Origin of the sequence: Anaeromicropila herbilytica, from assembly GCF_016591975.1 — a bacterium.
In the GTDB taxonomy this organism is placed as follows: domain Bacteria; phylum Bacillota; class Clostridia; order Lachnospirales; family Lachnospiraceae; genus Anaeromicropila; species Anaeromicropila herbilytica.
The window spans coordinates 2,102,439-2,127,879 of the sequence record NZ_AP024169.1 but is presented as its reverse complement, the minus strand read 5'-3'; the positions used below and the strand labels follow the sequence as shown (position 1 = coordinate 2,127,879).

The following is a 25,441-nucleotide window of genomic DNA, read 5'->3' as shown; positions in this document are numbered from 1 at the left end:
AAGAAAATAGAACTTCCTACATATTTATTATGCTTGTTCCAAAAAAACATGTAAATTAGTCTTGTATTCCTTCCTTTTCATAACTTGATAATTTAGTTTCTCTAAATAACTAAAATCCGTATCAAGAGATGCTTCAACAATTATCATTGTATCTTCATGAACTAAGTTGGATTGGTTTAAATACTCTAATACTGACTTTTCATGCAAATGTCGATATGGCGGATCCATAAAGATTATATCGAATTGTTTACCTTTTGCTTCTAAACTCTTCAAAGCATTGATAACATCTGTATTCATTATCTCAGCTGCTTCTTGTAGATTCGTTGCACTCAAATTCGATTTAATACACTCTATAGCAAGATGATTATTCTCAACAAATACAACATGTGAGGCGCCTCTACTTATTGCTTCAATTCCAATTGCTCCACTTCCACTATATAGATCTAGAAATTGGCAATCTGCTAAATATGGATTCAGCATATTAAACAAGGTTTCTTTAATTCTATCTGTCGTTGGTCTTGTGTCCATACCTTCTATTGTTTTCAATGGAATTCTTCTTGCTTTTCCAGCTATTACTCGCATAATATAGTTCTCTTTTCTTTCTATCTTTTCGTATTCCAATATTAAATTAATTTCAATTTTGCACAAATTAACTCAATATAAGTTTAGCTCATGTATTGATAGAAATCAACCAGTAATTTGGATTTACCATTAATTTATTACATCAATTTGCTAAATAACTTTTATATTTCCACAATGTGGTTCTTTTATGTAATTCAAATTGAAAATGTAAAGATTCTTTTATTGAAAAATAGCCAGCTATTTAAAATAGCTAGCTATTCTCATAACAAATACAGAGTTTACATTTCGTAAGTGTTATATGATTTAATAATCGTCGCTAATATCTAGTTTATTTACCAGCCATTAGTTTTTCTTGTTCAGCGATCATTTTTTTAACCATGTAACCACCTACACTACCATTTTGGTATGATGTTAAGTCACCATTGTAACCTTGTTTTAAAGGTACTCCTAATTCATTAGCAACCTCATATTTGAACTTGTCTAATGCACCTTTTGCTTCGGGTACTTCTGATCTGTTCCTTGACATAATAAACTCCTCCATTCCATATTCCGAATGATCTTTGTTTTATAAAAGATTCAATTTTTGAATGATTTTATAAAACTCACTCGAAATAATTATGATGTTGTTTGTTACGATATTATTATGTGTATATATTTTTAAAATAAACTAGTATTTTTTGTCAATTGCTTCTTTTTAGATATTATTTTTATAGCGACGGCAAATTCATTACATCTAAGAGTTCAATCCGCTCGATTTCATTAATAGAAGGTGATTCTATCGTAACAATTCGATTTGCTTGATTGACAACAATTTTTTCAAAAACATTTCGAATTCCTCTGGCATTTCCAAATGTTTTTTTCCGTTCTTCTGGCATATTACTTAGATTATCTTTTATCTTTTCATAAGCTTCATCGCTTAAAATCATACTATTTTTAGCTGCGCTATTCGTTAAGATTTCCATCAACTCTTCGGTAGAATAATCCTCAAATTCAATGAATTTATTAAATCTTGAAATCAAACCAGTATTTGCTTTCAAGAATTCCTGCATCTCTTCTTTATAACCAGCTACAATTACTACAAGATTATCACGATGATCTTCCATTAATTTAACTAGTGTATCAATTGCTTCTGAACCAAAGTCATTCGTACCAATTCCAGATGATAGCGTATAAGCTTCATCGATGAATAGCACACCACCTATTGCTTTTTCAACAATTTCCTTCACTTTTATTGCAGTTTGACCTACAAATCCAGCTACTAAACCCGCTCGATCCGTTTCAATTAATGTTCCTTCGGAAAGAAACCCAAGCTCTTTATATATTTTAGCTACTAATCTTGCCACAGTTGTTTTACCTGTTCCAGGATTACCAGTAAAAACCATGTGATAAGACATATCCATGATAGGCATGTTATAACTTTCACGCAATTTTCTCACTTTAAGGAGATTTATAAGGGAATTAATTTCTGTTTTTACGTTACCAAGACCAGTTAAAGATTTAAGTTCTTCCAGTAAAGCCTCAAGATTTTTCTTTCGCTTTTCCTCTTCGATCTGTTCTTTTATTGCTTGTTCTTTTAATTCTTGTTCTTTTAATTCTTGTTCCTTATCATCATTATCCTCGTTTTCTTTTTCTAATCGAAGAGCTTCCTCTTCTTTTTTTAATTCTTCGATCCTAGGAACGTTAATTTTAAACTTTCTTGATTGTTGTTGAAAGTCTTCATTCTGATCACTTACATCTTTTTTATCTACACTTTGAAAATCATTTATTTCAACCGAATGTAACATTTGATCATCATAAAAATCAACAGAATAATATCTATGATTATCATCTACTTTTTTTATTTTACTTTGATCCGTTTGAACAAACGCACTTACTTTACGATAAAACTCTTGGACATACGCAGATATAAATACATCATTATTATTATTCAAGTATGTCATTGCTAGTAAAATATTTAATAAGCACTCAAAAAAGGAACTTGCTGTATTTAATTTCTTTTCAGAATCTCTTAAACCGCAAAGCTGTAATAAAATTGGTGGTGAATTCACTAATTTCATTGCTTGCTTTTTCGTATCATCATCAACATTAGCATTATTCGTTAAAAGGAGTAGATTATTCTTAGGTATTGTCTGAATAAAGGAATACTCATCTTCTGTAATATGTCCATTATATATTGTAAGACTAATTAATATTGCTTGAACATATCGGTCCAGAACTTCTTGTATCGATTGATTCAAGATTACTTTTGGATTGTCCCAATATCCTTCTAAATCTAATTCAACACAATACCTTGTAAGTTTTTGATAATTGTCCCTAGCAATATCATATAATTTGCTATTCGAATAGGTTTGATACAAAATAACACTCCCTTCTCTTTTGTAGGATTTCCAGATATCTTAGGAATATTGTACTATAACTTCATGGAAATAGAAAGAGTAGAATTATAAGGATTTTGTCCTATTATTATATTATTATATCAATACATTTCCAGCGAAGGATTCTAATTTTTCTTTTAAATAAGGATTTTTCTTACACAACTCTTCTAATTCTTCTTCTGTTATCTCTTTTGCAGCATCATTTGCATTTTTTAATATTGTAGCATCTGTATAGATATCACCCATTTTGAATTCCATCACTCCACTTTGACGAATACCGAACATATCTCCTGGCCCTCTGAGTTTTAGATCTTCGCTCGCAATGAAAAATCCATCGTTTGATTTATTTAAGATTTCAAGTCGCTCTTTTGTTTCTTTCGAAGAGCTTCCACTTATCAGGATACAATAAGATTGATATTTACCTCTACCTACACGTCCTCTAAGCTGATGAAGCTGTGCTAATCCAAAGCGTTCTGCGTTCTCAATTAACATTACTGTTGAATTTGGTACATTAACACCTACCTCAATAACCGTTGTTGATACTAATACATGTATTTCATTAGCTGCAAATCGTTCCATAATATCATTCTTTTCTTTTGCTTTCATCTTTCCATGTAAATACTCAACTTTAATAAAAGGCACTAATGCTTCTCGAAGTTTTTCTGTATACTCAATTACATTTTCTGCTTCCATTGTTTCACTTTCTTCTACCATCGGACAAATAACATAAGCCTGTCTTCCTTCTATTACTTGCTTTTCGATAAAATGATATGCAGTTGGTCTGTAACCAGTATCCACTACGCAATTTTTTATAGGTAGTCGATTAGCTGGAAGTTCATCTATTACAGATATATCAAGATCCCCATATAATATAATCGCTAATGTTCTAGGAATCGGTGTTGCACTCATTACTAATACATGTGGGCTTTTTCCTTTCGTCTTAAGTGCTTCCCTTTGCTTTACTCCAAACCTATGTTGCTCATCTGTAATAACTAGGGCTAAATTGTCGTATTCTACTTTTTCTTGAATTAGTGCATGTGTACCAATAATAACATTGACTTCATGATTTTTAATCCGTTCATACGCTATTTTCTTCTCTTTTGCAGTCATAGACCCAACCAATAATTGAGCTTTCACATCATTTTCTTCAAATAATTCTTGAATTGATTCATAATGTTGCTTTGCCAAGACCTCAGTTGGCACCATTAATGAACCTTGATATCCATTCTTTGTGGCCATTAATAATGCTAAAGCAGCTATAATTGTCTTACCCGATCCAACATCGCCTTGTATTAATCTATTCATGGATCTGTCTCCAGATAGATCCTTGATTATTTCTTTCCATACTTTAGTTTGCGCATTAGTTAAGCTGTAAGGTAGATTCTCAATGAGTCTTGTGCAATCTTCGCTTTCCTTCATAAGAAATTGATTTTCATTGATATTCTTCTCTTTTTTAAGCTTTCCTAAAGCTAATGTAAATTGAAAAAATTCATCAAAAACAATCCTTTTTCTAGCTTCTATCATACAATCTTTATTTTTCGGAAAATGGATGTCCTCCACTGCATATCTATATTCCATCAAGTCATATTGTTTTCTAATCTTCTCAGGTAGATAATCTTCCGATAAATCCAGCCCTCCCAAGATCTGTTTTACCATTTTTTGAATCATATTATTTGTTAACCCACCTGTTAGTGGATAGATTGGTTGTAATATATTTAGTTTCTTTAAATATTCTTCCTTTGATAAGATTTGTGGTTGCTCTATGACATATTGGTTGTTTTTTCTAACCACCTTACCTCGAAAGATAAATCGATAACCAATCTTTAATGTATTTCTTAAGAATGGCATGTTAAACCACTTTAACTGAATACTTCCAGTTGCATCCTTAACCGTACAATTTATAATCTGTAGATTTCTAACTTTTGTAATCTCTACACTTTTTAATACAGTTGCTTCAATCGTAACTGTTTTTCCTTCCATTACATCTTTGATATCCGTTACATCTTCATATACATCATATCCTCTCGGATAATGCTCGAGCATCTCACCGACCGAGTTAATTCCAAGTTTCATAAAATTTAAAGACGTTTTATCACCTATACCTTTTAATACAGTTATTCTATCGTTAATATTCAAGACTTTCACCCCAATTGATTACTTCTATGTTAAATTTAATTTTATTTTTATTCTATGTTAATATATTTAAATATATATGAGTTGCCTGACAAATGAGCTGTTTCAAAATCCAGTCTGGCAACTTTCTAAGACTACTTTTTTAAATTGTTCATCATTTAAAGTTGCTCCTTGTACCTGTACTACTTCTCGTGATACTTTATTAGCTTGAAATAACACTTTATCAATAGATAATCCCATCTTAATCCCGCAAATCACAGCTCCCATATGAGAGTCTCCAGCTCCAATTGTATCTACAACTTTTGCTTTATCTGTAGGAACCGTTACCTCACATTCCTCATTATAACAGTATACGCCCTTTTCTCCTAATGTGACGAATACAGTATTATTTGTTTTCTGGAATATTTGTCGTATCGCATCTTTAATATCTTTACTACCACTATAACTCATAACTTCTTCTTCATTTAGGTGAAGAATTGGATTAAGCGAAAATAACCTACTCATCTTTTCTTCATGGATTACATTGATTCTAGGGCCTGGTGCAAAATAAATTGTTGGATTCATTTTACCCTTTATTTCTTCTAATAATTCGATGATTTCAATACCAGTCTCTTCTTCAATCTCAAGACCCGATATGTATACACTATCATAATCCTCCAAATTAAATGCGTTCATCCAATCCTTTTTAAATCTATATTCAACACCATGGTAGGACAAAAATGTTCTTTCCCCACTTGCTTCTACCATGCATAAACAGAAACCATTATCACCATCCATAATATGAATTGGACTTACTATTCCTTTTTCTTTTAACTTCTCTTCCACTATTCTTGCATACATGCCGTTTCCAATAGGAGATATCAGAGTATATGGAATCTTAAAATGTCTTAATATATCTGATACATTATAAGCTTGTCCTCCCAAAGCCATAGATTGTGACAGGATATGCTGATCTTCTGTTGTCTTAGGAAGATGTTCGATGTTAATAATCATATCTAATGCCGTAGCTCCAATTACCAAAACTTTTTTCATAATGCCTCCCATTTGTCGCTTTATGCGACTTGCAGTCAATGTGTGAAATAAAGCATTTCACACATTGAATTTAGGCCTTCGAGCAAGTCCCAGGCATGTAGGCTAGTGTGTAAAATTCCTTTTATTTCACTCTTTTTATAATAATTAAAAAATAAAACATCTATGCCCTCCAACTGCATTGAATCATTTCAACAATACAGTCAGGAGTATACATAAATGTTTTTATATTTTCTAAATGCTTTTATCATATATAAAATTAATTTTTAAAAGCATTAATTGTAAACTATTGAGTATATAATATATTTTATTCTACAGACAATACATAATAGTATATTGGCTGTCCACCTGAATGAACTTCAACATCAATCTCAGGATATTTCTCCATGATTTGTTCTGAAAGTGCATTTGCAGTAGTTTCCTCTATCTCTTGTCCATAATAAATACTAATTAGTTCAGAATCTTCGTCAACTAAAGAATCTATTAATTCTATAGTAGCTTCATCAATCTCAGTCTTGACAGATAAGATACCTTGGTCTCCAATACCCATGATGTTACCAACTTTGATTTCTTTTCCATCAATACTTGTATCACGTACTGCATAAGTAACTTGACCAGTTTTGATTTTTTTCATTTCATCATTCATTCTTGTTGTATTATCTTCAACTGATTTATCAAATACAAAGTTAATTACTGCAGCAATACCTTGTGGTACTGTCTTAGAAGGAATTACAACAATATTTTTATCTTCTGTTAAATCTCTAGCTTGTTCTGCTGCAAGAATGATATTTTTGTTATTTGGTAAGATGAAGATTGTATCTGCATTTACTTTCTCAATTGCATTTAACATATCTTCTGTACTTGGATTCATTGTTTGACCACCTTCAATTAAGTAGTCAACTCCAAGTCCTTTAAAGATTTCATTTATTCCTTCACCTATGGATACAGCAATAAATCCAAATTCTTTTCTTTTTTCATTCTTAACTTCTGTGGCTTGAACAGCTTCTTGTTCCTTGCTAACTTTTTCAGCTTCCTTGATTAACTTCTCTTGATGTTCTTCACGCATGTTATCAATCTTCATACTAGTAAGTGATCCAAGACTAAGACCTCTTTGAATAGCAAGACCTGGATCGTTAGTATGTACATGAACTTTAACGATATCCTCATCTGATACTACTACTAGAGAATCACCAATGGAAGAAAGATATTTCTTTAATTCATGTTCTGTATTTTCATTATATTCTTTTTCAAGCATAATAATAAATTCAGTACAATATCCAAATTTAATGTCTGCTTCTATTCCTGATTCATTATCTATCGTTACTGATTTTGAAGATTCAACAACTTCAAAATTCACTTCTTTTCCTAATAATGCATCATAAGCACCTTCAAGAACTGCTAATAATCCTTGACCACCTGAATCAACTACACCTGCTTCTTTTAATACTGGTAGAAGATCTGGTGTTTGACTTAAGACAAGCTTCATATGCTTTAATACTTCTTCGCAAAAATAAACTAAATCATCTGTTTTATTTGCTAATTCTGCTGCCTTTTCAGCACCACCACGTGCAACTGTTAATATTGTTCCTTCTTTAGGCTTCATTACAGCTTTATAAGCTGTTTCTACTGCTCTTTGGAAGGCATTTGACATGATTGATACATTAATTGCTTCAACTTCCCCTATCTCTCTTGTGAATCCTCTAAATAATTGAGATAAGATTACACCTGAGTTACCTCTTGCTCCTCTTAATGATCCACTTGAGATTGCTTTGGCTAAAGAAGCAATGGTTGGTTCCTCTATTTTACTTACTTCTTTGGCTGCTGATAAAATAGTTAATGTCATATTTGTTCCTGTATCACCATCTGGTACTGGGAATACATTTAACTCATTTATATATTCTTTCTTAGCTTCAATGCTTTTTGCTCCAGCTAAAAATAATTTTTGAAGCATCTTAGCATCTATTGTATTTATAATCAATTTCGTTCCTCCTTAATTGTAACAATATATCTCGTGCATTAGTCTAATACTCTAACGCCTTCCACAAATACATTTATTTTTTCAACTTCCATACCTGTAAATTCTTCAACTTTATATTGAACATTATTAATTAAGTTGTCAGATACAGCAGAAATACTAACTCCATAAGCCACAATAATGTGTAAATCAATTGTTAACTTATTACCTTCTACTGATACATTTACTCCATGGCTTAAGTTATCACGTTTAAGAAGTTTTACAATTCCATCTTTCATATTTACTGATGCCATTCCAACAACACCAAAGCACTCAATTGCTGCTGAACCTGCATATTTTGCCATTACTTCATGTTCTATTAAAACTTCACCGATTTGAGTATTCATATGTCCTTTCATAATTATACCTCCAATTTATAAAAATAATGTGCGACTTTTGCAAACACATAAAACTTAACGAAATATTGTTTTATAAACTTTATCGATATTTGCGAACTTCACAGTAATATAACTTATTCTATAAAACAAAAAATAGTTAACTATATTATACCCTTAATCTAGAAAAAATGAAATATATAATTTAAATAATTTGTCATACATAGGATTAGCTACCGTAATCAACCAAAGATATCTATCTGATTATGTAAAATTACTTAAGATCAATAAATAATTATTGATCTTTCTTAATATCAAATTTTTATCAAAATCTTCTTACACCCCGCATATACATAGTTATATATGTATAAGTAATCATCAGTTGTAATTACTCATTCCAATCAATTACGTAACTATTATAAATCAAGATTACTTATCTCAATGGATGTGATATTATGAAAAGAATGTTAGGATTCATCTTATTCTGGATAGCAATCGGTATGACTATTATGCTCTTTATTACAAATGGTTTTTTAGCAATATGTATTATTATTTTATGTCTTGTCTTAGGATATAACCTTTTTAGCTGCTAGTTATTTACTACTATAGTACTTTTTTAAATACGATACTTTAACGCAAAAGTATAGCCTCAGCATATATGCTGAGGCTATACTTCATGAAAGAAATCATTAAGCACGTTCTACTTTACCTGATCTTAAACAAGCAGTACAAACATACATTTTCTTTGCTGCACCGTTAACCTTAACTTTAACAGATTTAACATTAGATTTCCACATTTTATTTGTTCTTCTATGTGAATGACTCACTGCTATACCGAAGTGAGCACCCTTATCACAAATTGCGCATTTAGCCATTAAAAAGCACCTCCTTAAGGTTATTTAGATCTATTGACCTACAAACAAAGATTATTTTATCAGAAGAGACTTGATAATGCAAGCATATTTTTAATTATTTTATAACAAATATACTAACATTCCTCATTTTTCACCATACAGTATATGATTAACTGTCGAAATATAAGTTTTAAAACGACTTTTATACACTTAATCAGTATTATATACTACCTATATAGAAAATTATTTATTCGATCTTATTATTCTTCTGAATCACTTTCTCCCTTATTTTTTGTAAATTTATTAAGAAAATCAGGAACCATGTCAAGAACTTTTGTTAAACCATCTTGATTCTTAATATTAACTAAACGAGTCTCTCCGTTCTGAATAACAAGAACGGCACTAGGCGTAATCTTACCACCCATACCTCCACCACCGTTATTCTTTTTCTTATCTTCTTCATGAAATGCACCTGCTCCTACACCGAAACTCACGTCAACAAGTGGAAGTATAATTGTTCCATCATCAAATGTAATAGCCTCTCCAACAACAGTCTTTGTTGTAATAAAGCTATCCATCCCCTTAAAAAGTGATTCAACTGTTGAGTTAAAATTATTGTCTGCCATTTATAACTCCTCCTTTATTTTTTGTATACTTTTTATTAAATATTTAAAGTTTTTGTCTCTAATTAACTTAATACATATTATTAGTAATGAAATAATTCTTATTCTTCCTAGTGCTTCTAAATTAAATTCTAAGATTTGTTCTTCAAAACAAGGAATAACCTGGATATTGCCATTATACACTGGATATAACATTGATAGTATAGCTAATATCTGCCCTGTGCTACAAGGATCTCCAGTACCATATTTTAATTGTAATTTTAACTTTTTAGGATAAAGATGCTTTAATAATTTTCTTAGACTTTGAAAACCACGCAATAATCCAGCTTTATTCTGTTCATCTTTCAGAAACTTAAGTATTTCAGAAAATTTAGCCCATATGTTTTTTATAGCATTTTTTATATGTTTTAATTTTTCTAAAAAACTATTCCATTTGTTTTTTAAATTATTAATTTTATTTTTAATCTTATCTAGAATTGTTTCATCAATTCGAACATCATCTACAATTTCAATGTTATCATCAATACGATTATTATCTTTTAATATATCATTGTCTTTTATTATATCAATATCTATTTTCAAATCATTATCTTCATCATCAGTAACTATACCGTCTAACTTAACACGACTCTGTATTATTCTATCTTTTGCAATTAAGCTACTTTTCTCTTGTTTATGCCAATCATTCATGTTATCTTTTGGCTCTTCTATTTCCTTTTCTTTCTTAATAGCTACTTGCTTTTCTCTTATTTGTCTTTCTTTAATCTGTTTTTTCTCATTCTGCTTATCTTCTATTCGTTTATTATCTTTTCTTTTATTAGCTTTTTTCTTTTTCGTTTTTTTCTTTTTCTTAACACTCTTCTTATTTCTTTTTCTAATTCTTTTTTCTGAATCTGAATCATAGATGCAATATCCAAATACTCTTAACTGTATACCTAGTTTTTCCTTTTCATATAATATTTTAATTAAAAGGACTGAACACAGCCAACTTATCCTACCTCTTGCGCATATATCTTCTTTCTTTTTAGCTTCTATTTTATATCGAACTGGGACAAAAAGAATGCATATTAAACTAACTAATATGATACCAAGAGCTACCGCTAAAATGATTCCTATTACTTTTAAAATTATTAATAAAACATGTAGCATTCTCTCACATCCTAGCTCTAGTATTCATCAAATTTTAGATAACTCCTTGCATCTAATCCACCTGTATTATGATAGATTTCTTCTATAATTTCCTGAAGAAGATAAATTGCACCCTCTCTTGTATATGCTATTCCAATAATATCATGGTCCATTCTTTTCATATGTGGAAATAGCAATTCATTTGCACTAAAAATATCAAATAAATTCTGACTATTGGAAGCAAATGCAATTACATAGACACCAACAGATACTTTACCAGCTTCAATTATTTTTCTAATTTTCTTTTGCTTTTTCCCAGCCAAAGTATCTGTATAAAGTTTGTTATACCATCTTATCATAATAACCTTCCTGACTTAAGCTTTCATTATCTTAATTCTTAGTATTCCATTTATTATTATTTTTACACATTAATGACATTACATCCATTTATATTTTATGCGTGCGATTTTACCCGCACGCATATATTTCATAAATACATGAGTCAGCTTATTCAGACATTATATCTCGTATTAATTCTCTACAAGCATATTTCTCTGCCATATCTTTACATTGACTTAAAGATGATGTAACATACTCTGTAACTTCATCTGGAGTTGAAAAGAACACTGGCATTTTGCTTATTGTATTACTAACTACTGCTCTCATAATTGATTGACTTGAATTTTTAAATAAATCTGTTAATTCATTTACTAATTCTGTCGTAACCTTTTCAAGATAAGCTTCATCTACTGTTTCATTTAATTTCACTTCATTTAATTCAACAAATAAACTAGTAGAAAGCAATAATTTAATTACATCTAATGAATGGAATATCTTACTTAACATTAAACTTTCAATAACAGCAGAATTTTTTTCCTTCACTTCACTAAGAATCATTTCAAGATTCGTATATTCTTCATATATTTCTTCTTGATGTCCTTCTAAAGATTCTAACTTATCAATAATCTTATCTTCAATATCTTCATAATGATCTTTCATAAATTGATCATAAACAAATTTTATGATACCTTTACAAGTTAAGTCATCACTATTTTCTTTCATTACATAAGGAGCTGATAATATGACTGTATAAAGATTATTTAATACTTCTTGCATAAATGCATAACCATCGATTATTTGTCCTATATACACAGCAGTCTCATCGATTTTATTTGCATATTTCTTATAGCCTTCTTCATCTAAATCTTTGTAAGATAAATTTTTAAGCTCATCCGATACTTTAATAAGCTCTGGGAAATATTCATTCATTCCCTCTGGTTGATATAGCATAGAGCTTGTTCTTAACATGTATAAATAATTATCAAGTGATTCTTTTTCTGATCCCTTATACATAGATAAACTATTTTTTAATATCTCAAAATATCTTGCTTTTGTCATACGTACTGGCAATTGACCAATCACTTCTTGAATCTTACTATTGATAATCACACTATCTTTTGTATTAAAAATAAATTGCATAATTTCTTGTGCAAATGCTTCATCATTAATAGGTTCTAAATCTTTTTTGAATCGATGTTCCATACGATTAAGTACATACTCATAATTTTGAAAAATATCAATATATGAAGTTAATACTTTCATCTTCTTAATTACTTCACCACGTAATTCATCTAACTTCTGTACAGAATCTTCTGTTGCTTCACCATCCAACTTGGATAATACTAATTTATTAATAATATCATGAACTACATTCATTTTCTCACTAAGTGCTAGTACTTCTTTTTCTTCACTTGCGCCTAGGATTTCATAAAAAGTATAGTAATTCATTGATAATCTAATCATTGAATAATGATAATAGGATGTCATTAAATGATTTGCATAACGTGGTAAATTTTCTTCTAAATCGTGACCTTCTTTTAAATTGTTCCATATATTTTTTTTACTCATCTTCATTAGCCTTTCTTTACATATAATCTTTATCTTTTTCGTCATATATTAGTTATACTTTTTCTTCTGTCTAAGAAATATGAAAAAGGAACTAATAATATTATTATAATGATGCAATTAATAGTCAATAGTACGGTATTACTATCATACTTATTAGCATGCTCATTTCCATATATTATTATATCAGTAAAATCCTGAATAAACAAACTATTTGGTGTGATTTTAAAAATTTTTAATAATTGACTATGAATCAATTTATCAGCAACAGACAAGAAGCCTGTAATTCCGTTAAGAAATATAAATATTGAACCTAAAATCTGAAATATAGTTATGCTTCGAATATAATGAGCTAGTACTAAAAATAATCCTCCAACCACGCAAGAATACAATAAAATTGCTTGGAAGATATCAATTAAATTAATAGTTTTAGAAATCTTCATCGTCTGGTTAATTAAAACTGTAAAAAAAGCACTAAGTATTATATTAACCAAAAAGACTGCTATATAATTACCGACTAAAAATGTTCTTCGAAACCCAGGAATGATATGAAAGCGATTAGTAATACCTTTCTCTTTCTCAATCAATAGATTTGTCGTAAAAAACATTTCTAACAACGCCAATAACATACCTAGAATAACTATTATTATTTGATAGTATAGGAATTCATTTTTATATTCTTTACTAATCTTATGATTTTTATCTACTTGTTTGTACTCAATATCAAATTTGAAATTCTCCTCTTCTGTAGAATTTATTTGGCCAGCAAGCTCAAAATATTCATTAACTTCTTGATTTCTATCTGATTGCGCATATTTAAGATATAGATTGACACCTTTCCATAAAGATATATCATAGATGAAATCACTAGTTACAATATCCGAAAGGATTTCATTATCTTCTTTACCCTCCATATTATATACTTTAATCAAATGATCATCTGTAATCTTTTTAATATTTTGTTCAAATCCTTTTTGTATAACATAGATTGAATCTATTCTATCTGCTTCTAACTCTTTTTTTAGTTTGCTAAACGATTCCTGTTTGATAAAAAGAGTATTATTTTTCTTCATTCTATTTATAACATGCTTAGATATAGTTGATTTGTCTAAATCAACTACCCCTATCGGAATTCTACTTTTCTGTTCTGCCTGGATGGACAAAGTACTAATCAAAAATGTAAATAATAGCATTGTAAATATAATCAATATAATTGTTAACTTGTCTCTTAATATAATCTTAATTCGTAGATTTACAATACTACGTAATTGGCTAAAAAATATCAAATGATTACTCATACTTTCCTCCATCTTTTTCTTTTGATAACTTATGAAACAGAGCATATAGTGATGTTATCCTCCAACTTTTTTCGCCTATACTCTGATAAATAAGCGAGGATAAAAGTAAAGTAAGCAAACCTAGAATGAGAAAGCTCAACATAATAGGAATAACGTTTATAATATCATTGGACTTCTCAATCATTATCATTCCACGAACAAACCAATAATTAGGAGTTAACCCGGAAAGTTTAGCAAGATTATCTGGAATAAATTTGATTGGAATAATTCCACCTCCTACAATTAATAAAACTAGACATAAAGCATTAGAAATAAGTAAATAATTCTGTCTTGAACTTACTACGCTACTTATCAAAAAATAGAATCCTAACAAGAATATTAAGAATGTCAATATCATAAACAGAATTAGAATTTCTTTATGAAAAGAGTGGAAGATCGATTTATTCATACTAATATGGGTAATTAGGCTGCATACAATGAGGCTAATACTTACCACAGATAATACAAAAGTTATTTTCCCTAACATAAACGTTAACATCTTATTTCCTGAAGCAAGATATCGATTAATTATGCCAAGATTACGTTCTCTCATAAATGACATTCCAACAAAAATAGCAAAATACGATATAATCATTGCTAGACATACATACATATAATAAGACAGTATTCCTGTATTTTTGTTATCTTTCACTTGATGAAAATCAAAAAATTGATTTCTTCCAAGTGCTGTCATAACTAAATCAAATGATATTTGATAGTTTGCTTTGTCTATCGTAGTTTGGCTCATACCTTTCTCTTCCATCATGTTATATAAGGTTACAACATTTTTCTCAACAGCCATTATGTATTTTTCATAACTCTTCAATATATTTTGAATAATTATGATATCTGTTGAATTCGTTGCATGAATCCTCACTTTAAGAGATTGACTCTCTAGATGAACCATATTTTTTATAAAATGATTTGGTATTTCTAGATATACTAGTAACTTTCCTTGTTTAAATTGTTTTTCTATCTCCTTTTTATTTCCTTCTACTACATTCAAATACGAGGTAAACGTCTCATCATCTTTAAAATAACTAACAAGCATTTTAGACATCGTATTTTTATCTTCATCAATAATTCCTAAAGTATATTGGGGCGGCTTTTGAATTATCATATCTCCCATACTATAAATAGTCCCTATAACTAGTAATACTATTATAGAGACTATGATTGCAATATATTTTTTATTAGAATAAAGTTCTATCCATTGTTTCCTCATTAAAGATAACATTGTATTTTCTCCAAAATCATTGTATTTTATATCCAGCTGTTATATACAGCAATTGTTCCAACTATATTAATTGCGATACCAAACAAACAAAGTGGATAATGAATCCTATTCGTTACATCTTTCTTGGGAATTATAAGCATCAAACCATAAAAGAGGTATGCTAAAAGGTCATTTGTATAGCGATTTCCAAAATGCCAACCCCCAAGTGTTTTATGGCACGCTAAAAGAGTCAAATGTATAGCAAATATTGCTATTATACATAGGTTAATCCGAAGATTTTCCTGCTCTTTTCGTACAATGGTATATATAATATAGATAAGATATGATAAAAAGATTGGACTTACAATCCAAAATGCAACACCGTCAAATTTAGGGAATACTATTTTATAGTCTGTATTCATAGTTGGAAGCCTAAATAACTTCCCAATATTCTGACTTAAATAATCTAGACTAAACTGTCCATCTTTTGCTTCTATAAATTCAGGCAAATAATTATGACCAAATTCAAAAACATTACCAAACCTTAAGTAATTAAGTATCATATAACTTACACCCATAATAATTGGCATAGCATACCACAATTTAGTTCGATAAAGAAATCGCTTTATCGAGACTCTGTGTTCCTCTTCATTGCTTTTCCATAAAATATAAAATAAAATTGGGAAATAAAGAATCTGAAATGGTCTACATCCTACAGAACATGCCCATAAAAGCAGTGCAATACCACCCTTTTTCTTAACCGCATAATATATGGCACTAATTGATAAGGTAAAGGCTAGATTTTGTGCTATGAACCATACCCAACCATTAATCGATACAAATACTAGATTAGATCCACCAATTAAAAAAAGTGTCCAAAATAATGCCGATTCATTACTTCTTCCTAATAATTTAGCTAGTTTAAATGCATAAAAGCTACCAATTATTATAGAAATTAATGCTATCATATGATCTGGAGTATTGCTGCCAAAAATTATGGTAAACGGTAGCAATAGATAGGAAGGGAATGAAGGAAAACTAATATAATACTTTCCTCCATATGATGCAATTTCTAGGTAAGAATAATCTTTTCCTAAATCAAGATGCCCGTTTAGCCATGCTTTTGCTTGTAACGCATATGAATTATAATTATTTTTAAAAACTGGCCACATACCTGTAAACGCCCAAATGATAACATAAATAGTAAGCAAATATAGAATCAAATAAACAAAATATGATACTTCACTTCTATTTTTATATTCATCATCTTGATTCTTCCAATAATCCATCTCCTGACTCCCATCTTTACAATATCCTTAACTTTCCAGTACCTTCACTTCACAGTTACAGGTCATCTTATGATGTCTATGCGCACACAAATGATAAGATATCATTTCATCAACTCACTAACACCCATGTATTAAACCATCTTAAGAAAGTACTAACATAGCTCTTACTTATAGCCTGACCTGATAATACTGGATAAAACATAATAAATAATATTATAACTAAAGCACAATAAATATATGCTACTTTTTTTAATTTTGGACGCTGATCCACTATATTTTTAATTGAATAACCAATCATTAATGTTACAAATGGTACACTTGGAAAATAATGATAGATAAATGTTATTCTAGTCACTAAAAACCAAGGAACATATTGTGCTAAATAGGATATACATAAAACCAATGCCCATCTATCTTTTTTATGCAAATACAAATATATCATATAAAGAAAAGACGGAATTCCTATCCACCAAACAAATGGATTACCAAATGCACTAATTCCTTCCGATACCGTATTAGAAATATGACCAGAATAGTACCAGATAGGTCGATATATAATAGGCCATTGATACCACCATGATGAATATGGATGTGTGGCATCGACATGACTATGATAATTGTACATACTAAACTGATTGTGAATCATTCTCGCAAATAATCCATTATTACTTCCATCTCGAAATGGTATATAAGACAAGAGATATATAGTAAATGGAATTATGATAAATACAAGAATACAGAACAATATAGTTTTAAAAAGTTTTGGATAAAATTTCGTTATGATATCCTCATGAAGTATCCCTTCCGTATTCCCCTCGCGATTCTTAAGAGCGAATTGGTATTCTTGATACCGCCTTATCACACTAATAAAGAATAATATAGCTAGACCTGCTGCTGCGTACACTCCTGTCCACTTGCATGCCATACCAAAACCCATACTAATCCCGCATAAACCTAATGGAATAAAAGTTTTGCTAAGCTTGGTATCATAAAAACTTAGATTCAAATACTGATACATAAAATAGTACATTAGTATAATAAAGAATGTAACGAACACATCAATAGTAGCAATTCTAGTCTGTGAAAAATGCATAAAGTCAAAGGTAAACAAAATACATACAACCGTGCTTATCCATGTTTCCTTCATAAGTTTCTTAGCGAAAATAAATATTAATGGAACCATAGCAACACCAAATAATGTCCCCATTACTCTCCAACCGAAAGGATTCACTCCAAACATAACCATTCCTATAGCAATAAATATCTTACCTAATGGTGGATGAGTATTCTCATAGGAATATAAGCCATGTAAATATTCATACGCTGTTCTTGCATGGTAAATTTCATCAAAATACGTACTATCTCTGAATGTACTACGCTTTGGATAAAGATTCTGTTCATCAAATAATTTCTGAACAGCTGAATCCTTTCTATTTGTTGGAACTATTTTTTTACCGTCATTTCCAAGTAGTACTAGCTCTTTCAGAGACATGTTGCCACTTTGAGAGATTAACTTAATGTACCTAGCTTTCGTATTTACATCATGCGTTCCCCAACGAAATACAGCTTCCATCGTAAAACTTCCAAGGCTTGTAAAATTTCCATCAAGACGATCTGATATTCGAACATCAAATATACGATTTTCGTAATTCCCCAAATAGTAATCTATCGATTTTACATCCTTAACTTCACCTAGATCTAGAATAATGCTATCACCAACTTTACTTGTTTCCCAAGAAGTCTCAGGTGCTTTTCGGTAACCTAGATCATGAAATGCTATTAAAGCATAAATCACCGTTATAACAGAGAAGATAATAAAATCAATTCTGGTAATTTTCACTTTCTTTTTGCTAATTTGAATTGGAATGGCTTCTTTATCAGATTCTTTAAAAATCCATTTCGAAAACACTCCAAATTTACCACCACTTATTGTATTCCCATATTGCGCATCACTACTTTCGTTTACTTCAGTATAAGAATCCTTATCCAACTGATATATAAAAAGAGAATAATATACCATTATTACAAAGAATATAAGCATTAAAAAGCCAATAAACATAGGAATCATAGCTTTACTATTAAAATTGTTTACGTCATATTTTAATAATACATGGCTAACATTATATAAATGTATCATAGATAGAGCTAGATACATTAATAGTATTCTCTTCCTTGGTCTAAGACAATAAGCAAATAGCAATAAACTTAAAGCTGGAAATACATATCTTTCATGCATACGAACGGATAATGTAAATAAACCGATGATAATGAATGCACTGATATAAAAATACTTTGATTTATTTTCTTTTAACTTAAAGCTTAAATAAGTAGCTACCCCAATAATCAGCAGAATAAATATAGTGCCCCATTGTTGGTAAGTAAACATTAGAAACTTGCCTGATTGAGAAGCCCAGTTCAGTCCTAGCATTGTCCAAATATTATATGCATTTGTAGATGCATATGGATAGGAACTAATTGTATCTGTATATTGATGGATAACTTGACTTAGTCCAAATAAGGATGCAAGACCTAACACTACTAATATTGCACATATACCACTCATTAGATTAATTATAAATTTCTTTAATAAAAACTTCCTTAAAAATACCTGATCAATAATTGCAAAGATTAAGACTGGAGTAAATATTACCACCTGTGGCTTTATTAATATTCCTATACCATATGCAAAATAAGCATATGGTAGTTTCTCTTTATATATAAAATATCCCATGAGAATTACTGCAAGCGTAAATACAGAATCAACTTGTCCCCAGATCGAGGAGTTGATGATTACTGCTGGATTAAATAAATAAAATGAGGCAATTATTAATGAACTTTTTCCATTAAATCGTTCCTTGGTTACATGAAATAACATATATCCTGCTACCATATCACAAAGAATCGCTGGCAATTTTATCAGAACAAGATATATTTTAGAATAATATTCAAGTTGTAAAGCATCCCTAATCTTTCCCAATACTGCTAACACTAACATATAACCTGGTGGATAATCAGTAAATACTTCTTTCGAATAAAAATTATGAAAACCTACTTTGGATAATCGATCCGCCCATCCAATAAAGCAGTTCATATCACTTTCATAACCGAAATATGACACTGCACCTATTATTCTTACAATAAATGCTGCACCTAAAATTATCAAAAATAACATTTCATATTTTATCTTAATGTGCTTTTTCGTTAAATCTGTTTTCCCGTCTGTATTAATTTGATTCCATAATATAACACTCAATGCAACAGATATTACAGCAAAAAAATTTACGTATCCCACAATTCCTCCACCTTACTAAATATTATTTAACTTATCTATATTATATAATAACTAAGCTTACTCGCAATGCGAGTAAGCTTATCTTATTAATTAACCTTGTATCTGGAGTAATTTATCTTTTAATTGTTTTTCAATATTATTTAATTCTACTTCTGCTTCTCTTCTCTTTTGTCTACCTTCTGTTTGAATACGAATTACTTCATCCAATGTCGTAATCAATGATTCATTGGTTGTACGTAATGTTTCGATATCTACGATACCTCTCTCTGATTCTTTTGCTGTTTCAATGGTAGCTAATTTTAATGTCTGTGCATTTTTACGAAGTAATTCATTTGTCATATCCGTTACTTGTCTTTGTGCTTTTGCAGCTTGCTCAGAATGTGTAATTCCAAGTGCTAATACCATCTGACTTTTCCATAATGGTATTGTATTCACAATCGTTGATTGTATCTTTTCCGACATTAATGTATCATTTCCTTGTACCAAACGAATCTGTGGTGCCATCTGTATGGATATCATTCTTGTTAATTCTAAGTCATGTATTTTCTTCTCAAAACGATTGCATAACGAAGATAAATCATTAGCTGCCTGTGCGTCCTCTGGTAGTCCAGTAACTTTAGCCTTTTCAACTAATCTTGGCAACTCTTCATTTTGGACTTGTAACAGCTTCTTTTTCCCTGCTAAAATATACATTGAAAGCTCTTTAAAGTAAACTTTATTTAATTCATACATCTTATCAAGAAGTGTAATGTCCTTTATTAATTGTATTTGATGTGATTCTAGTACATCACAGATTTTGGTTACATTAACTTCTGCTTTTTGATATTTAGTTTTCATTGTTGTAATCTTATTGGCACTCTTTTTAAAGAAACCAAGAATACCTTTTTCATTTTCCTCAACATCAAAACTCTTTAGTTCTGTAACAACATTGGTCAACATATCTCCAATTTCACCAAGATCCTTGGATTTCACATTTTCTAAGGCATTCTCAGAAAAACTTGCCATTTTCTTCTGAGCACCTGCTCCGTACTGTAAAATCGCATTTGAATTAGCAAGTTCTATCTTGGATGCAAATTCATCAACCATTCTTTTTTCCTCTGGCGAAAGATTGCTTTCATCTAATTCTGGCTTAGTTACAACTTCGCTTTCCTGCTTTGGTACTATGCTAGCCTCTTCTGTAAATGGTTCAAATGATAATGTAGGTGCTCCTACAGTCATACTATCAATATCTTTAAATTCATCTGTCACTATTATTTTCCTCCCTTAGTAAAATCAAAATCTTTTTCTGTTAATCCTTCTCTTTTCAATAAAGTTTCAAGTACAGAAATATCCGTAGAAATCTCCATAGCTGCATCCTCATATAAACTATCTAACAAATTTTCAAATGCCAAGTTAATTGTATCAAGGGTTTTCTCAATTTCATTCTTAGCAGTTCTTATATTATCTCCTTGTACAGGTTGTGCATCAAATTCTTCATATGCAGAAACTAATTTTAATGTAGTAGGCAAATAATACTCCATAAACTTCTTTAATTCAGGTAATTGTTCAGGATGTACTTTTACACACTCAAATATTTTACTTATAACAGCTTCTAGTCGATCTAACTTCCTTGATATTTCTTCACCTGGAATTGCATCATTTGCAGTTCGAATCTTGATAATAAAAGCATTACCTTCTTCAATCGTTTTTCTTAGTTCCTCAGATGCATATTCTTTTTGATTACTACCATCAGTCTTATCATTTTTATTTTGCTTTACATCCTCTTTATCCGTTTGTTTCCCACCATTATTCAAATATTCGTCTTTTTCTCTTTGCTTATATTCCGATAAAGTCTTTCGGTATTGTTCATATGTTTCGTTATCCAATATTAAACATGTATTTTGTTCATCCAAATGACCTTCTGGAAACATCCCCAATTGAATCATTTTTCTTAAATCTTTTGCTATATACTTTTCATTTTTTGCAAAATTAGTTGAAAGTTCTTTTATCGTGCAATAACTTTTATTGCTTAAATATTTAACATATAACTTATATCTTTTAAGACGATTTTTTAAAAATCCTCCTCGCATAGCCATATAAAAGCTAATGAAAAGGAGTGGCGATAATCCCACTGCTACTTTACCTAGAACAAAGACATTAACTAACGAAAAATTTAAAATTAATAATACTAAGATTGCTATACCAAAAAGAACAGTTCCTGTATAACCAAATACTTGAAGAAGCGTACTTGAAACCCATCCCGGTGGATTTTTCATCCTAGGTATTATCGCATTGTTTCTAGTATTATTTTGATAACTTTGACCAGAATACCTATGTTCTCTTTCTCTTCTTTGACGTTCTCTATAATCCCTCTCTCTATTTCCTCTATTAGAGGTATTATTCTGATTCTGTGTTTGACTACCACTAAATTCACTGTGATTTTTCACCCAATCGTCAGCCAGATTATTACTTCCTTTAAGCCCCCTGCGTGCGTCATCCAAAGCATTCCTTACTGAATTGGTAATATCTTGATTAAGCCTTTCAAAATTCATTGTATCAAGTGCATCTTGTACCGTATCTTTGATTTGGTCTCCCAAATTCGAATTGTTTCTATAGCTCATTTATATCCTCCCAAAATGCTATTTTTTAATCAATTTAAGCAAAATGGAATTAATAATCCTGTAATATAAGAAAGTATTAATTATTTTATTTCTTATTTTTCAAACTTATTAACTCATCCTTTATTTTACCATAAAGATATGATATGTAAATCTTTTTTTCCTTTAATTTTATTAGAGATTCATTAAATTTTTCTTACAAATAAAAAACCAAAGTAAAATACTACTATTCTACTTTGGTTTTCTATATATAAATATATTAAATATTATTTTCTAATAAATTAGTCAATAACTGCAACTTTCATCATGTTAGTTACACCAGTTTTACCAGCTGGTACACCAGCAGTAAATACTAAAGTATCTCCAGATTCAGCATAGTTACTAGCTTTAACTGTTTCAACAGCTTTTTCTAATATTGCATCAGTTGATTTTTCTTCAGTTGCTTTTACAGGTTTAACTCCCCATAAAATTTGCATTTTTCTTAATGTTTTATCACATGGTGATAAACCAATAATAGTAGCTTTTGGTCTGAATTTAGATACTAATCTAGTAGTATATCCTGACATACTTGAAGCAACGATTAATTTTGAATTTAAAGCTTTTGCAGTAGTAACTGATGCGAAAGAAACTGCATTAGATACACTCTTAGTCTTTAAGTTTTCTTTTTCAGCTAACATAGCATCAAAGTCAAGGTGAGCTTCTGTTTCAGTAGCGATTTTAACCATCATAGAAATAGCTTCTACTGGATATTTACCCATTGCTGATTCACCTGATAACATGATTGCATCAGTACCATCATAAATAGCATTTGCAACGTCAGTTACTTCTGCTCTTGTTGGTCTTGGGTTACGGATCATAGAATCTAACATTTGAGTTGCTGTAATAACTGGTTTGAATGCTTCGTTACATTTTTTGATGATTTCTTTTTGGATAGCTGGAACCATTTCAGCTGGAACTTCAACACCCATATCACCTCTGGCAACCATGATACCATCAGCTTCATCAATGATTTCATCAATATTTTGAATACCTTCTTGGTTTTCTATTTTAGCGATAATTGCTACATCTGCATTATGTTCTTTTACTAAAGCTTTGATTTCTCTTACTGCTTCTGCATTTCTAACGAAAGATGCTGCAATAAAATCAATTCCTTGTTCCATACCAAAGATAATATCATCTTTATCTTTTTGAGTAAGTGCAGGTAAATTAACACTTACGTTAGGAATATTGATACCTTTTCTATTTCCTAATTCACCACCATTTAATACTGTACATTTAACTTCTGTTGCAGTAGTAGTTTTAACTTCACAAGCGATTAGACCATCATCAATTAAGATAATATCTCCAGCTTTAACGTCTTTTGGTAGATCTTGATAAGTTACTGCTACAATTGATTTGTTTCCAATGATATCTTCAGTAGTAAATGTAAATTCTTGTCCAATTTCAAGAGTTACTTTTTGTTCGTTCTCTAATAGACAAGTTCTAATTTCTGGTCCTTTAGTATCAAGTAATATAGCTAAAGGAAGACCTAATTCTTCTCTTAATTCCTTGATATAGTTAATTCTTTTTAAATGACCTTCATGAGTATCATGTGAAAAGTTTAAACGTGCAATATCCATTCCACTTAATGCGTACTGACGTAGCATATCCTTTGAATCTGTGTTTGGTCCCATCGTGCATACAATTTTAGTCTTCTTCTTCATATAATCTCCTTTACGTATATAAGATAATTCTTATCTTATCGTTAATAAAAATCTATTTTAGAGTGATACCTCACCTCTAATCTTAGTTATGATGGATATGTTGATGAGTAAATAAGTGTTCCATACAATACTCATAATTACCATCGCATCTTGAACAAAATCTAAATTCAAGATTTTCATCATCAAGTTCTGTTCGTCCACATATTGTACACTTATGTCTAGTACCAGTTGTGGCATTTTTCACTTGCTTTTTGAAATTTGCTTTTCTTTTATATTCTTTTGGTGATATTCTTCTGTAATTTCTTGTACTAAAAAAGAATATCAAGAAGTTTGCTATCGATACTAAAATTGCTACTGTAGTAATTACTCCAGCTGTAAATCCATAATATCGAAATGTTGAGAAAGCATTATAAACCATGATTGCTATCTCTAAATAAGCTAAATATTTTACCTTTATAGGTAATATATACATAAACAATATCTCCATATTAGGATATATTGCTGCATATGCAAAAAACATAGAACTTAAAATATATGTCAATCCCATATCATAAGGACTTCCAACAATAATATAAATAAATACTGCTGCTAAAATATTAAATAAAATACCTGTAAAAAAGTATAAATTAAATCGGAAAGCTCCCCATGCATTTTCTAATGCATGACCAATCATATAGTAGAAATACACCTCTAAAGCTAAGAATAATATATTATTACCACCAGTTGATTGTAATACAAATGTTACGAGTCTCCAAATTTGGCCATGTAATACTTTATCAATATCTAATGCAAAAAAATTATAATAGATCATTGGATTCATTTTATTAATCATATATCCAAGACCATATATAACAAGGACATAATTTATTAAATTATCAATCTTATATCTACCAAATTTTCTTTCTAATTTATTAATGAAATTCATCCTAACACCTTCCTCCTTTTTACCTAAATATACCTAAGATGTCAGGTTAAGTCAAGGTTAATAGCCTATTTCATAATATCTTTATAAAATTTATATCTTAGCCA

The 25,441-nt window shown here is 30.0% G+C and carries 21 protein-coding genes; 1 reads left to right on the top strand and 20 read right to left on the bottom strand.

All coding sequences use genetic code 11. The features are described 5' to 3' along the window. Nucleotides 1-27: 27 nt before the first annotated feature. The 7 genes from rsmD to bsdtb5_RS08995 form a co-directional block, all read right to left on the bottom strand. Nucleotides 28-582: a 16S rRNA (guanine(966)-N(2))-methyltransferase RsmD gene (rsmD, locus tag bsdtb5_RS09025; RefSeq protein ID WP_271715690.1), complete on the bottom strand. Its 555-nt coding sequence runs from the start codon at nt 580-582 to the stop codon at nt 28-30. 328 nt (nt 583-910) lie between these two features. After that, nucleotides 911-1,108 carry an alpha/beta-type small acid-soluble spore protein gene (locus tag bsdtb5_RS09020; RefSeq protein ID WP_330611987.1) on the bottom strand — a complete coding sequence of 66 codons (198 nt, stop codon included), beginning with the start codon at nt 1,106-1,108 and terminating at the stop codon, nt 911-913. Nucleotides 1,109-1,289: 181 nt separating this feature from the next. Continuing rightward, entirely contained in the window at nt 1,290-2,939 is a 1,650-nt protein-coding gene (locus bsdtb5_RS09015; protein ID WP_271715689.1) for an AAA family ATPase, read from the bottom strand. A gap of 114 nt (nt 2,940-3,053) precedes the next feature. After that, a complete protein-coding gene (recG, locus tag bsdtb5_RS09010) occupies nt 3,054-5,093 on the bottom strand; it encodes an ATP-dependent DNA helicase RecG (protein ID WP_271715688.1) in 2,040 nt (679 codons plus the stop codon). Nucleotides 5,094-5,195: 102 nt separating this feature from the next. Further along, on the bottom strand, nt 5,196-6,122 hold the full coding sequence (locus bsdtb5_RS09005) for a carbohydrate kinase family protein (RefSeq protein ID WP_271715687.1): 927 nt from the start codon (nt 6,120-6,122) through the stop codon (nt 5,196-5,198). Nucleotides 6,123-6,426: 304 nt separating this feature from the next. Further along, entirely contained in the window at nt 6,427-8,097 is a 1,671-nt protein-coding gene (locus bsdtb5_RS09000; protein WP_271715686.1) for a DAK2 domain-containing protein, read from the bottom strand. 38 nt (nt 8,098-8,135) lie between these two features. After that, nucleotides 8,136-8,492 carry an Asp23/Gls24 family envelope stress response protein gene (locus tag bsdtb5_RS08995; protein ID WP_271715685.1) on the bottom strand — a complete coding sequence of 119 codons (357 nt, stop codon included), beginning with the start codon at nt 8,490-8,492 and terminating at the stop codon, nt 8,136-8,138. A 431-nt stretch (nt 8,493-8,923) separates the two neighbouring features. On the opposite strand from bsdtb5_RS08995, the gene bsdtb5_RS08990 reads away from it, so the two are divergent. Continuing rightward, complete coding sequence (locus bsdtb5_RS08990) at nt 8,924-9,061, top strand: hypothetical protein (RefSeq protein ID WP_271715684.1); 138 nt, start codon at nt 8,924-8,926, stop codon at nt 9,059-9,061. A 96-nt stretch (nt 9,062-9,157) separates the two neighbouring features. Here bsdtb5_RS08990 and rpmB read toward each other — a convergent pair whose 3' ends face one another. The 13 genes from rpmB to bsdtb5_RS08925 all read right to left on the bottom strand — a co-directional run bounded on the left by rpmB (nt 9,158) and on the right by bsdtb5_RS08925 (nt 25,337). Further along, on the bottom strand, nt 9,158-9,343 hold the full coding sequence (gene rpmB, locus bsdtb5_RS08985) for a 50S ribosomal protein L28 (protein WP_271715683.1): 186 nt from the start codon (nt 9,341-9,343) through the stop codon (nt 9,158-9,160). Between the two features lie 239 nt (nt 9,344-9,582). Next, nucleotides 9,583-9,948 carry a GerW family sporulation protein gene (locus bsdtb5_RS08980; protein ID WP_271715682.1) on the bottom strand — a complete coding sequence of 122 codons (366 nt, stop codon included), beginning with the start codon at nt 9,946-9,948 and terminating at the stop codon, nt 9,583-9,585. Continuing rightward, entirely contained in the window at nt 9,949-11,094 is a 1,146-nt protein-coding gene (locus tag bsdtb5_RS08975; protein ID WP_271715681.1) for a DUF2953 domain-containing protein, read from the bottom strand. It lies immediately after the preceding gene. 17 nt (nt 11,095-11,111) lie between these two features. Next, on the bottom strand, nt 11,112-11,432 hold the full coding sequence (locus bsdtb5_RS08970) for a hypothetical protein (protein WP_271715680.1): 321 nt from the start codon (nt 11,430-11,432) through the stop codon (nt 11,112-11,114). Between the two features lie 148 nt (nt 11,433-11,580). Beyond that, on the bottom strand, nt 11,581-12,981 hold the full coding sequence (locus bsdtb5_RS08965; protein WP_271715679.1) for a hypothetical protein: 1,401 nt from the start codon (nt 12,979-12,981) through the stop codon (nt 11,581-11,583). A gap of 41 nt (nt 12,982-13,022) precedes the next feature. Beyond that, complete coding sequence (locus tag bsdtb5_RS08960; RefSeq protein ID WP_271715678.1) at nt 13,023-14,276, bottom strand: ABC transporter permease; 1,254 nt, start codon at nt 14,274-14,276, stop codon at nt 13,023-13,025. After that, the gene (locus bsdtb5_RS08955; protein ID WP_271715677.1) at nt 14,269-15,552 is read right to left on the bottom strand and encodes an ABC transporter permease; all 1,284 of its coding nucleotides are present in this window, start codon (nt 15,550-15,552) and stop codon (nt 14,269-14,271) included. The genes bsdtb5_RS08960 and bsdtb5_RS08955 overlap by 8 nt, the downstream gene beginning before the upstream one ends. 26 nt (nt 15,553-15,578) lie before the next feature. Then, the gene (locus bsdtb5_RS08950; RefSeq protein WP_271715676.1) at nt 15,579-16,820 is read right to left on the bottom strand and encodes a hypothetical protein; all 1,242 of its coding nucleotides are present in this window, start codon (nt 16,818-16,820) and stop codon (nt 15,579-15,581) included. Nucleotides 16,821-16,929: 109 nt separating this feature from the next. Beyond that, a complete protein-coding gene (locus bsdtb5_RS08945; RefSeq protein WP_271715675.1) occupies nt 16,930-20,112 on the bottom strand; it encodes a phospholipid carrier-dependent glycosyltransferase in 3,183 nt (1,060 codons plus the stop codon). A gap of 90 nt (nt 20,113-20,202) precedes the next feature. Further along, a complete protein-coding gene (locus bsdtb5_RS08940; protein ID WP_334297409.1) occupies nt 20,203-21,330 on the bottom strand; it encodes a toxic anion resistance protein in 1,128 nt (375 codons plus the stop codon). A 32-nt stretch (nt 21,331-21,362) separates the two neighbouring features. Next, on the bottom strand, nt 21,363-22,712 hold the full coding sequence (locus tag bsdtb5_RS08935) for a 5-bromo-4-chloroindolyl phosphate hydrolysis family protein (RefSeq protein WP_271715673.1): 1,350 nt from the start codon (nt 22,710-22,712) through the stop codon (nt 21,363-21,365). 278 nt (nt 22,713-22,990) lie between these two features. Further along, nucleotides 22,991-24,412, bottom strand: a complete 1,422-nt coding sequence (pyk, locus tag bsdtb5_RS08930; protein WP_271715672.1) for a pyruvate kinase — start codon at nt 24,410-24,412, stop codon at nt 22,991-22,993. An 82-nt stretch (nt 24,413-24,494) separates the two neighbouring features. After that, complete coding sequence (locus bsdtb5_RS08925; protein ID WP_271715671.1) at nt 24,495-25,337, bottom strand: rhomboid family protein; 843 nt, start codon at nt 25,335-25,337, stop codon at nt 24,495-24,497. Between the last annotated feature and the right edge of the window lie 104 nt (nt 25,338-25,441).

What these genes read in the sequence shown, in the direction of transcription:
- rsmD (WP_271715690.1), bottom strand. Translation starts at nt 582, where the DNA reads ATGCGAGTAATAGCTGGAAAAGCAAGAAGAATTCCATTGAAAACAATA.
- bsdtb5_RS09020 (WP_330611987.1), bottom strand. Translation starts at nt 1,108, where the DNA reads ATGTCAAGGAACAGATCAGAAGTACCCGAAGCAAAAGGTGCATTAGAC.
- bsdtb5_RS09005 (WP_271715687.1), bottom strand. Translation starts at nt 6,122, where the DNA reads ATGAAAAAAGTTTTGGTAATTGGAGCTACGGCATTAGATATGATTATT.
- bsdtb5_RS08995 (WP_271715685.1), bottom strand. Translation starts at nt 8,492, where the DNA reads ATGAAAGGACATATGAATACTCAAATCGGTGAAGTTTTAATAGAACAT.
- bsdtb5_RS08990 (WP_271715684.1), top strand. Translation starts at nt 8,924, where the DNA reads ATGAAAAGAATGTTAGGATTCATCTTATTCTGGATAGCAATCGGTATG.
- rpmB (WP_271715683.1), bottom strand. Translation starts at nt 9,343, where the DNA reads ATGGCTAAATGCGCAATTTGTGATAAGGGTGCTCACTTCGGTATAGCA.
- bsdtb5_RS08980 (WP_271715682.1), bottom strand. Translation starts at nt 9,948, where the DNA reads ATGGCAGACAATAATTTTAACTCAACAGTTGAATCACTTTTTAAGGGG.
- bsdtb5_RS08975 (WP_271715681.1), bottom strand. Translation starts at nt 11,094, where the DNA reads ATGCTACATGTTTTATTAATAATTTTAAAAGTAATAGGAATCATTTTA.
- bsdtb5_RS08970 (WP_271715680.1), bottom strand. Translation starts at nt 11,432, where the DNA reads ATGATAAGATGGTATAACAAACTTTATACAGATACTTTGGCTGGGAAA.
- bsdtb5_RS08965 (WP_271715679.1), bottom strand. Translation starts at nt 12,981, where the DNA reads ATGAGTAAAAAAAATATATGGAACAATTTAAAAGAAGGTCACGATTTA.
- bsdtb5_RS08960 (WP_271715678.1), bottom strand. Translation starts at nt 14,276, where the DNA reads ATGAGTAATCATTTGATATTTTTTAGCCAATTACGTAGTATTGTAAAT.
- bsdtb5_RS08955 (WP_271715677.1), bottom strand. Translation starts at nt 15,552, where the DNA reads ATGTTATCTTTAATGAGGAAACAATGGATAGAACTTTATTCTAATAAA.
- bsdtb5_RS08950 (WP_271715676.1), bottom strand. Translation starts at nt 16,820, where the DNA reads ATGGATTATTGGAAGAATCAAGATGATGAATATAAAAATAGAAGTGAA.
- bsdtb5_RS08940 (WP_334297409.1), bottom strand. Translation starts at nt 21,330, where the DNA reads ATGACTGTAGGAGCACCTACATTATCATTTGAACCATTTACAGAAGAG.
- bsdtb5_RS08935 (WP_271715673.1), bottom strand. Translation starts at nt 22,712, where the DNA reads ATGAGCTATAGAAACAATTCGAATTTGGGAGACCAAATCAAAGATACG.
- pyk (WP_271715672.1), bottom strand. Translation starts at nt 24,412, where the DNA reads ATGAAGAAGAAGACTAAAATTGTATGCACGATGGGACCAAACACAGAT.
- bsdtb5_RS08925 (WP_271715671.1), bottom strand. Translation starts at nt 25,337, where the DNA reads ATGAATTTCATTAATAAATTAGAAAGAAAATTTGGTAGATATAAGATT.